The 9,396-nt window shown below is 66.6% G+C and carries 11 protein-coding genes; 3 read left to right on the top strand and 8 right to left on the bottom strand.

The annotated features are described in order from the left end of the window. From B141_RS53120 to B141_RS44365, 6 genes are all read right to left on the bottom strand, one after another. A partial coding sequence (locus B141_RS53120; RefSeq protein WP_020579986.1) for a transposase occupies positions 1-103 on the bottom strand: 103 nt, incomplete at its 3' end. 288 nt (positions 104-391) lie between these two features. Further along, positions 392-1,048, bottom strand: coding sequence for a response regulator (locus B141_RS0134425; RefSeq protein WP_020579729.1), 657 nt, complete (start codon positions 1,046-1,048; stop codon positions 392-394). A 112-nt stretch (positions 1,049-1,160) separates the two neighbouring features. Beyond that, the gene (locus B141_RS44370) at positions 1,161-1,622 is read right to left on the bottom strand and encodes a heparan-alpha-glucosaminide N-acetyltransferase domain-containing protein (protein WP_020579728.1); all 462 of its coding nucleotides are present in this window, start codon (positions 1,620-1,622) and stop codon (positions 1,161-1,163) included. Between the two features lie 177 nt (positions 1,623-1,799). Next, complete coding sequence (locus tag B141_RS0134415; RefSeq protein ID WP_020579727.1) at positions 1,800-2,501, bottom strand: DUF4232 domain-containing protein; 702 nt, start codon at positions 2,499-2,501, stop codon at positions 1,800-1,802. Positions 2,502-2,577: 76 nt separating this feature from the next. After that, entirely contained in the window at positions 2,578-3,684 is a 1,107-nt protein-coding gene (locus B141_RS0134410; RefSeq protein WP_020579726.1) for a hypothetical protein, read from the bottom strand. A 1-nt stretch (position 3,685) separates the two neighbouring features. After that, positions 3,686-4,201 carry a SigE family RNA polymerase sigma factor gene (locus B141_RS44365; protein WP_237742881.1) on the bottom strand — a complete coding sequence of 172 codons (516 nt, stop codon included), beginning with the start codon at positions 4,199-4,201 and terminating at the stop codon, positions 3,686-3,688. Positions 4,202-4,550: 349 nt separating this feature from the next. On the opposite strand from B141_RS44365, the gene B141_RS0134400 reads away from it, so the two are divergent. From B141_RS0134400 to B141_RS46910, 3 genes are all read left to right on the top strand, one after another. Next, a complete protein-coding gene (locus B141_RS0134400) occupies positions 4,551-5,441 on the top strand; it encodes a S66 peptidase family protein (protein ID WP_157181504.1) in 891 nt (296 codons plus the stop codon). A gap of 32 nt (positions 5,442-5,473) precedes the next feature. Then, entirely contained in the window at positions 5,474-5,695 is a 222-nt protein-coding gene (locus tag B141_RS0134395; protein ID WP_020579723.1) for a transposase, read from the top strand. A 488-nt stretch (positions 5,696-6,183) separates the two neighbouring features. After that, the gene (locus tag B141_RS46910; RefSeq protein ID WP_020579722.1) at positions 6,184-7,392 is read left to right on the top strand and encodes an IS30 family transposase; all 1,209 of its coding nucleotides are present in this window, start codon (positions 6,184-6,186) and stop codon (positions 7,390-7,392) included. Positions 7,393-8,041: 649 nt separating this feature from the next. Here B141_RS46910 and B141_RS0134380 read toward each other — a convergent pair. Together B141_RS0134380 and B141_RS53115 are read right to left on the bottom strand one after the other, a co-directional pair. Continuing rightward, a complete protein-coding gene (locus B141_RS0134380; protein WP_020579720.1) occupies positions 8,042-8,971 on the bottom strand; it encodes an aldo/keto reductase in 930 nt (309 codons plus the stop codon). Positions 8,972-9,183: 212 nt separating this feature from the next. Further along, on the bottom strand, positions 9,184-9,396 hold the full coding sequence (locus B141_RS53115; protein WP_420313618.1) for an ATP-binding protein: 213 nt from the start codon (positions 9,394-9,396) through the stop codon (positions 9,184-9,186).

The raw sequence follows: 9,396 nt of genomic DNA, 5'->3' as shown, positions 1-9,396 counted from the left end.
CGATCTCGCGAGCTACCTCTGCCACCTTCCGCGACTGATCGATCACAGCCTTCGCCGCCTCTTCCTTAAACTCAGGAGAAAACGACCGCCGAGCCTTTGACATCCAAGGACCCTTCCTATCTATTCCGACATACCCTAGTGGGGACCACAATCCGGAAAGAACGGGGCAGGTCAGTTGCTGATCGGCCCCACTCCAGAGGTGCGTAACGCGGCAGCGCATGTGCGGAAGGAGGCGGCGTGATGACGAGGTCGAACGACATATGCCTGTGCGCCATCTGCCACACCGCACCGGCGTCCGCCCAGGTGCGCGATGGTGATGGCTGTCGCGGAGTCTGCGGGCACTGGCCCAAGGCCGCCGCCGGGTACGCGTTGTGCTCGCCTCCCCTTAGGGTCAGGAACCCGGTTCGACGATGCCGTGCTCGTAGGCGTAGACGACGGCGTGGATGCGATCGCGGCATCCTAGTTTGGTGAGCAGGTTGCCGACGTGGGTCTTCACAGTGGACACGCTCACGAACAGCGCCTGGGCGATCTCGGCGTTGGACATGCCCCGGGCTATCAGCACGAGGATGTCGCGCTCGCGGTCGGTCAGGCCCGTGGTGGTTGGGCGGGCGCGCGGCGCCTTGGGGGTGCGCGCGAACTCGGCGATGAGGCGGCGGGTGACCTGTGGTGCGATGACGCCCTGGCCCGAGGCGATGAGCCTCACTGCCTCGGCCAGCTCATCCGGCTCGATGTCTTTGAGGATGAACCCCGAGGCTCCCGCGCGCAGCGCCGAGAAGACGTACTCGTCCAGGTCGAAGGTGGTCACCACGAGGACGGCGGGCGGGTCGTCGGAGCGGGTGAGACGTTCGGTCGCGGCGATGCCGTCGAGGCGGGGCATCCGGACGTCCATGAGGACGACGTCCGGGCGGGTGCGGTGGGCGACCTCGACGATCTCGGCGCCGTCGGCAGCTTCTCCGACGACCGTGATGTCGGCCTCGGATTCGAGGATCACGCGGAACCCGGCGCGGACCACGGCCTGGTCGTCGGCCAGCACCACCCTGATGGTCACGCGGTATCGACCGGGGGGACCGGGAAGCGGGCCTCGACCCGCCATCCTCCGTCGCCGAGGCGCCCGGCTGACAGCCGGCCGCCCACGTGCCGGACACGCTCGCTCATGCCCTTCAGGCCATAGCCGCCGGTCGAGGACGCGGGGGCGGGAGCGTACGCGGGTGTGTTGGTGATGCGGACGCTGACCACGGTGGCAGCAGCACCTCACCCGGCTGGATCAACTGCAACAGCCCGCCGAGGATCGCGAGAGCGGCGAAGCGTCGCAGCAGCAGGACCCGAGGCCGTGGGGCGGATCGGGTGGCCGACCGCAGGAACAGCCCGAACCCGATGCCGAACAGCAGATAGAAGATCGGGTAGAAGCGTCCGAGGGCGAGGACCCGCAGGACCAGCGGCATCTCACCGGCGTACCGGAACATCTCCATCGTCTGCGGGATGTTGATGAAGATGATTCCGCACAGCGCGAGGCCGCGCAGCGCGTCGAGTGCCTGGATCCGGCGTTTGGAGGCCACCGGCGCGGCCTGCTCCCGCTGCGGCGTTTCCGTGGTGGCCGGGACGTGTGGGGAGGTGGGAGACATGCCCTCAGCCTCACAGGACAGGGCGGCCCAAGGCTTCCCCCTGGCGGCCACTCGCCTCCACCTGCGGGACTAGTCCGACCATGACCGCGACCGGGGGATCTCGATCACGGCGAGCAGGACTCGCACGGGGGATGCGGGTGGGTAGGTGGCACATGACTTTCGTCCGCTCCCCCCTCTTTAGCTGCCGCCGGCCCTGAACATGAAGTCCTTGACCGTGTCGGCATCGCTGTTCCAGTACGTGACCAGGGGGTTGGGACCGACGTTCAGGAAATTAGTTTCGTCGGGCAGTGCGACCTCCAGCGGCTTGCCCGCATCGGTGTTGGGGACGCGGCCCTGTAAGCCGACGATCAGCGACTCCACGGTGTCGACTTCCTCGTCAACTCGCCACAGGAGCATGCCCGCGTACGCCTTCTCGCCCGGCCCGATCGCGACGACCGCCTGCGGCTCGGATTCCATCACACCGACCCGATCCACAGCGTCGTCGACGCCGAAGCGAACGTTCGGGTAGTAGTAGAGAACGCAGTCCTTGTCGCCGGTGTTGGTGGCGGCGAGGAACAGGTGCTTGACCTCGTCTTGGGGCTCATCCGCCGCGGTGATCGAGATATTCGCGGACGTGCAGGCCGTGGTGGTGGCCTCACCACCACCGTCCTTGTCTGCGCCGCCGGACCTGGTGGAGCCGGTCGGGCTCGGAGTGTCGGAGGGGCTCGGAGCGTCGGAGAGGGTTGGGGTGTCGGAGAGGGTTGGCGCGTCGGAGGGGGTTGGGGTGAAGTTTGCCGCGTCGCCCGCGCTTACCAACCCACAGCCCGTGGATGACAGGAGCGCGCCGACGACCGCGGCCCCGAGGGCGTAGGTCTTCCAGCTTCTTTGGGTCGCGTACATGGAGGTCCTCCGTGCGTCTTCACATGGTTGGAATGTCAGCCAACAATTGACCGGATGGTTTCGGGTGTCGCCTCTTTTACGGGGCGTCGATCAGTACGCAGCGTGCTTGCTGGACGCTGCAGCGCGCTAAGCCTGTATCGCTGCCGTCGCTGATCAGCTTGGCGATCAGCAGGTCGTCGGTCTCCCAGGCCCAGGCGAGCAGGTCGCGGTCGTCTGGTGAGGTGAGCCTGACAGGCTGGCCGCCATCGATCGGCTGCGCTTGGATCGACGGATCCGTCGGCGCCTCACCGCCCCAGCTGCCACCACGCGCGAGCCACGTCCCGGAAGGGTTGACCACGACGTCCTCGCCGGGGAGTGCGCGCAACCGGGTGAACTCGCCGGAGTTGGATACCTGTGCCAGGTACATCGCATCGGGCTGGCCGTCCTTGTTTGCGTCGATTACGACCAGGCCGGCCGCGGTACTGGCTTGGACCCACTGATTGGGTGCGGTGACAGTGAGGTCGACGGTTTCCTGGCTGTCGGGTCCGAGCCACATCGATCGCTGCGTGTCGCCTGCGAGGAAGACCTGCGCGTTGTCGGTGACGGCGACGAGGCCGAGCCCGCTCGTATCGCGGGGGCCGCTCAGGTCGATCCGCAGCGTGCCGAGGGTCTCGCCCGTTCGGGTGTCAAGGAGCCGCACCTGCCCACCTGCCTGGGTGGAGGTGACCGCCAGCAGCCTGCCGTCGGGGGAGAGGCGTGTGTGGAGGGGGACCCCGCCCGGGACGGCGTGTGGCTCGGCGCTGGTTCCCCACCACCAGGTGTCGTCGTCGCGTTGGGCGACCCAGGCGCCACCAGCGTGCTCTACGGTCTGCCAGGAGCCGGGCAACCGCTCACCGGCGACGTAAAAGCGCCCATCGAGCAGGTACGGCACCGTCGGCGCGTTCGTCGTGAGGGCGTGGGCGGTGCGGCTCTTGGTGGGCTGCGGCGCCGGCTGGAACGTCTCGCCATCTCGGTACCACGCCGCGACCGCGACCGCGCCGGCGACGATCAGCATCACCGCCGCAGCAGCTAACAGCGGCTGCCAGTAGCGGAGGGCGCGAGGCGGCGCCTGCGGCAGTGTCGGGCGGGTCGGCACCCGCAGGCCCTCGGCCACATCGCGCAACTCGCGGCGCAGGACTTCTTCTATGTTGACGTTGACGTTCATCTCAACTCTCCCTCCCGTCGGCGCGTTCTGAGCCCATGGCGGCTCGCAACGCCTTGAGGGCGCGGTGTGCTTGGGACTTCACAGTGCCGCGCGAACAGCCCAGCGTGTCGGCGATCTCCTGCTCGGTGAGGTCCTCGTAATAGCGCAGCACGATCACCACGCGCTGGCGCGGCGGTAACGACTTCACATACGGCCAAAGCATCAACCGATCCTCAGGGCCGTGGTGCACGGGTGTGCTGTCGTGCTCTGGTGGGGTGTCGGTCAACAACTCAAACCGCCGCTTCTTCGGTCGGCGAGCCGACAAGAAGGTGTTGGTGAGTATCCGCCGCAGGTACGCCTCCAGCGAGTCCGACCGGCAGATCCGCGACCAGGACCGATACGCCTTCAACAGCGTCTGTTGTGCGATGTCCTCAGCGTCCGCGTGGTTGCCGGTGAGCAGGTAGGCGTGGCGGTACAGCGACGGCCAGGCGTCACTGGCGTACTCCTCGAACGCCGGTGCATCCGTACCACTGGTCACGGCGTACATCATCTGGCACCACCCTCCTGCCGACCTGACTCCGGAAGCAGGCCAGGAGGTTGTCCGATTCCCCGACGTCGTAGCGGCGGATCGGTTCGCCGGTCTGTCATCGACCCGCTGAGGGCCGTCCGCCCGCAACCGAGATTGGCTTGACGTCGAGCTGGCCGTGGGGTTGGAGCCCAAGCCGACGACCGCGTAGGAACGGCCTTTCGGAGACGCTGTGTCGGTCGTTCGTTCTCTCGGTGAACGATGGGCTCAGGTGGCGGTGGACGCGGCACCGGCTGTTTGAATGACCGGCATGGACATCCTCAGGCCGAGAGCGCTACGTCCGGGTGAGACGATCGGGCTCGTGAGCACGTCCTCGCCGGTGTCGGAGGACGAACTCCAGCGCCTCACCACCTATCTCGAGGGGCGCGGCTACTCCGTCAAGGCCGCCGATGGTGTCCTCGACCGGCTCGGCTACCTCGCTGGCAGCGCCGAGCGGCGCGCCGCCGGTGTCATGGAGATGTTCGCCGACCCCGAGGTCGCCATGGTTCTCCCCGTGAACGGTGGGACCGGTGCCGAGCACCTCGTGGACAGGCTCGACTACGACTCGATCCGCGCCAATCCCAAGCTCTTCGCCGGATTCAGCAATCCGACCAGCCTCAACAACGCGATCTGGGCGGCCACCCGGATCCCCACCCTGCATGGGGCCACGGGGCACAACTTCTCGAAGGAGTCGGTCGAACCCCGGACCGAGAACGCCTTCTGGACAATGGTCACCGGATCGATCGCCGGCCAGGAGATCACCGGACCCCGGTGGCGCGTCCACCGTGCCGAGCGACCTTGTGTGACCGGGGTCGTCGTGGGCGGCAACCTCACGGCCGTCCGAGCCTTGGTGGGCACTGCGTGGATGGCGCGGACGTCCGGGGCGATCCTGTTGCTCGAGGCCATGACGGCCACCTTCGCCGAGGTCGACACCGCCCTGACCCACTTCCGGCTCGCCGGCGTCTTCGACGACATCGCGGCCCTGGTGATCGGGGCGCCCGCCGCGTGGGACACCGTCGACGCCCCGGACGCCGACGTCGACGAGTTGGTCCTGCGCTGCGTCGGCGGCGGATTCCCGGTCGTCACCAACGTCGAGTACGGCCACCAGAGCCGACGGATCCTGTTTCCCGTCGGGTGCCGGGTCGAGTTCGACCTGCACGGCGAGTCACCGGTTCTCCGTTACGTCGACGACCTGGTCGCCGACAGATCCTGAGAGCCGCGTCTGGCCCCGGCGTGCCGCGACCGATGGCCCGGTCACCAGGCTGGCTCGAGATCGCCCTCGCCGCCGCCGATCTGATCTCGTGGTCAAAACTGATCGGGTTCAAAGACCACCCCGGCATCGCCAAAGCCACACCGGATACCTTCCGCTACAAGGTCCTGCACATCGCCGGCAAGATCGTGCGCACCGCCCGCCGACTACAGCCCTTCCCGAGATCGGGCCGATGGGCCGGCTATCCCGTTTGCTGATCTCATCACTGTCGAGGACTTCTTCAAGTCGCTGGCTATTGGCGGATCCATGTATGGCTGGCGGTTCTTCGACGAGCCGGAACTGACGGCGGATTGGCCATCCGCTCCGAGCCTTGTGGCGTCGATGGGCAGCCGCAGCGCTCCGCACACCTTCTACTGGTTCAACGAGTGCGCGCGCATCGAGCAGCATGAAACTCGCAGCTACTGCATTTGTGGACGATCACGTAGTTCCCCAGGGCCTCGCCGTGGTCTCCACATGAACGACGTACATCGCGATCGCCGTCCCTGTGCAGACGAGCGTTGCCGTGATCATGGCCTCGACGGCGTCCGGATAACCCCCCCAGGTTCTATCGGTCGACGCAACGCCTCTTCGAAGGTGGTTCGTCGATGTACTTGCGGTCCGACTCTGCTGCTGGTGTTCGTTTCTTGGCCTCGGTGCGTGAGGGTCGTGGTCTCAAACCGTCGGCCTGCGCGAGCAGGGTCTGAGTGTGGCCGAGGCGCGGGCGTCGCTGGGTTATTTCTCCCCGCTGGCGGCTCGCTGGGAGCAGCAGCGTGTCACTGGCCGAGGTGACTGCCGACACCATCTCGCCGTTGGTGCGGAGGTTGAGGATGCATTTTGGGCGAGCTTCGGCCACGGCGATGGCCTCGACGCGGCGTGCCGGGCTGCTGGTATCAGTCGCGCGACGGCGTATCGGTGGTGGCGGCGCAGGTTCATGGCACTACGCGAGCAGGGCGTGTCCGTGCGCTCTGCGGCGCGCAAACTGCGACTGCCTCGGGAGCGGTCGGCGGCGTGGGAGGCCGAATGCCGCAAGGCTCACGAGCGGACGCGTCGTGAGCGTGCAGCCGCCGAGCAGCGTCGCCGTCCCCGCGAGCCCAAGCTGGCTGCCAACCCGGCGCTGCGAAAGTTGGTGCAACGCAAGCTCAACCGCTGCTGGTCACCGGATGAGATCAGCGGATGGTTGCGCCGCACCTACCCCGACGATGAGTCCATGTGGCTATGTGCGGAGACGATCTACCGGGCGCTGCTCGTACCCGGCGGGAAGGGCCTGCATAAGCGCTACTGCCGCAAGCTGCGCACCGGCAGACGGATCCGCAAGTCACGCTGGCTGACCGGCCCTGGGCACGGTGCGGTGGTGCGCGACATGACCATGATCGACCAGCGACCAGCCGAGGTCGAGACCAAGCAACAGGCCGGGCACTGGGAGGGTGACCTCATCATCGGCGTCAGATCCGGCTCGGCGATGATGACGCTGCGAGAACGAAAGACCCAGTACGGCATCGTGGTCAACCTGCCGGCCGACCACACCGCCGAGACGGTCAACGCCGCCGCGATCAAAGCGTTCGCGCCACTGCCGGCGCACCTGAAACGCACCCTCACCTGGGACCAAGGCGTGGAGATGGCCCGACACCGCGAACTCGCCGCCGCCTCCGGCATCAGCATCTACTTCGCCGAGCGATCCAGCCCCTGGCAGCGCGGCGCGAACGAGAACTTCAACGGCCTCCTCCGCCAGTACTTCCCGAAGGGGACCGACCTGTCCATACACGCCGACTCCCACGTCGCTGTGGTGATGCGCGAACTGAACACCCGACCCCGCAAGGGCCTCGACTACGACACCCCGCAGGCTCGTTTCCGGATCGAAGCACGCAGCCCGCAGCCGAGCATCCCGGCGGCAGCGGTGAGCCACTCGGCGACCTGACCAGCTCGCCTATCCGCCCCGGCCCGCAGCAGAATTGCCAAGAAGACCGATCCACACGCCCGGTCGCCGCAACGCCAAGGGAGACCACCATGCCGGCGCCACAAGTGCACGTCGAACTCATCAACGCCGCCGAACTCGCCGAGGCCCTGGCCCTGTCAACCCGAACTGGCCCCACTGCGACCGTGTTATTTGGCCCCACCTTCGGAGTCGGAGCGGTAGGGCCAGCGTGCGTCGGCGATGGGTGGAGTCTGGGTCGACCCGGAGCTCGGCTTCATGTGGGCTGGTGGCCAGCGCTTCGGCGATCTCGGTCCAGTGGTGGGCGTTGGCGCGAGCGTCGTGGACGAGTTGGGGTAGCAGCCGTTCGGCTTGGTCGATGAGGCTGGTGATGAGGCCCGATGATCGCGCGCCCTCTGCGTAGCGGGATTCGGCACGCTGTAGATCAGCCAGAGCACCGGCACTGGTGCATCCGCAGCCGCCACGCGTTTGGCCCTGGTAACCGCTGCCTTCGCGCCCATCGCCGCCGCAACCGCCTTCCGAACAACCCAGCTCACACCTTCCGTGCTCTGGTCGCACCCTTGCCCGAGCCAACAAGATCGTCCACGCGCTGACCGAGCGGCGAACCCAACTCGATCGAGTGTGTACCAAGCCGTTACGCGGTAGCGTCGAGGCTGGCCCGTTGATCCGAACTCAGGGTCAGTTTGGTTGCCTCTAGCACCTCGTCGAGCTGGCCGACCGTGCTAACCCCGACGATAGGCGTGATCGGTACTTCGCCGCCTAAGAGCCAGGCCAGAACGACCTGGTTGTGAGAGGCGTCGAGTTCGGCGGCCACGCGGTCCAGCTCAGCAAGCCGCCGGTCATTGCCGACGTGGTCGTATGCATCGCCGAGTCGGTCCGGATGCGTGTAGCCGCCTTTGAGCAACGGGCTGTACGCCCAGACGTCGAGCTGTTCGGCGTTAACGTAGTCAAGCGTTTGGTCGGTGACACACCCGAAGCGCGAAGGCTGCCACGACACTGGAGCGCCGGGGCGAGGTTGTAGGTAGCTGTGCATGAGCTGGACCACGGTAAAGCCCTGCCAGCCACGGGCGGCCTGGCGAGCCCGCTCGACACGCCAGATCGGCCAGTTCGAGCAGCCGACCCGACCAACAATGCCGTTCTCGATGAGCGACCCGAATGCGGCCATCATGTCCTCCAAGGGCACTGAACGGTCCTCGACATGTGCCCAGTAGAGGTCGATGCGTTCGGTGCCCAGCCGCTGCAGGCTGCCTTGTACGGATTCGTTGATGGCACGCGGTGAAAGGCCCTCCAGGTTGTCTGGAAACCCGCCAGGGGCCAGCGGCTGAGCTCCGACCTTGGTGCTGATGTACAGATGCTCTCGCAGGCCAGGATGTCCAGCCAGCCAGCGACCTAGCACCGCCTCGCTCTGTCCGCCGAAGCCGCTCGGATCTTCCCAAAACGAGTAGTTGTTGGACGTGTCGATCATGGTTCCGCCGGCGTCTACGAAATGGTCCAGGATCTGACGCGACGTAGCTTCGTCGGTCCGCGTACCGAAGTACATCGCGCCGAGTACCAGGTTGTACATCCTTCACCTCAAACCTCGCTGGTTTCGTTTCGTAGTTAGTGTAGGAAACGAAACCAGCCCCGGCCCGGGCCAATCGCACTTGCCCAGGGCAGACCAACGAGCTGTCTACCAGCGATGTCGCGCTGATCCGTGCTCAATGAGGTTGTAGGTATCGTCGCCACTGCGCGGGCTGCTGCTGGTCATGGCGTTTCCCTTTGTGGTAAGAGAATTCGCTACTGCTTGTTGCTGTGGTTGCGGGTGTGGGCGAGCCGGTAGGAGTCGGTGCCGGTCTCGATGATGGTTGCGTCGAAGGTGAGCCGGTCGACAATCGCGGCGCACAGCCGGGGGTCGGTGAAGGTCTTGGTCCAGCCGGAGAACGCCTCATTGGAGGCCACGGCCACGCTGGCTTTCTCCTCGCGCTCGGCGGCGCCTCGCGGTCGTCGCAT

Origin of the sequence: Actinopolymorpha alba DSM 45243 (assembly GCF_000373925.1) — a bacterium.
Lineage (GTDB): Bacteria > Actinomycetota > Actinomycetes > Propionibacteriales > Actinopolymorphaceae > Actinopolymorpha > Actinopolymorpha alba.
This window is presented reverse-complemented; position numbering and strand designations above follow the sequence as displayed.

Excerpts from the sequence above, each read along its gene's own strand:
- B141_RS44370 (WP_020579728.1), bottom strand. The coding sequence starts at position 1,622 with ATGTCTCCCACCTCCCCACACGTCCCGGCCACCACGGAAACGCCGCAG.
- B141_RS0134410 (WP_020579726.1), bottom strand. The coding sequence starts at position 3,684 with ATGAACGTCAACGTCAACATAGAAGAAGTCCTGCGCCGCGAGTTGCGC.
- B141_RS0134380 (WP_020579720.1), bottom strand. The coding sequence starts at position 8,971 with ATGTACAACCTGGTACTCGGCGCGATGTACTTCGGTACGCGGACCGAC.
- B141_RS0134415 (WP_020579727.1), bottom strand. The coding sequence starts at position 2,501 with ATGTACGCGACCCAAAGAAGCTGGAAGACCTACGCCCTCGGGGCCGCG.
- B141_RS53115 (WP_420313618.1), bottom strand. The coding sequence starts at position 9,396 with ATGCGACGACCGCGAGGCGCCGCCGAGCGCGAGGAGAAAGCCAGCGTG.
- B141_RS0134395 (WP_020579723.1), top strand. The coding sequence starts at position 5,474 with ATGGCCCGGTCACCAGGCTGGCTCGAGATCGCCCTCGCCGCCGCCGAT.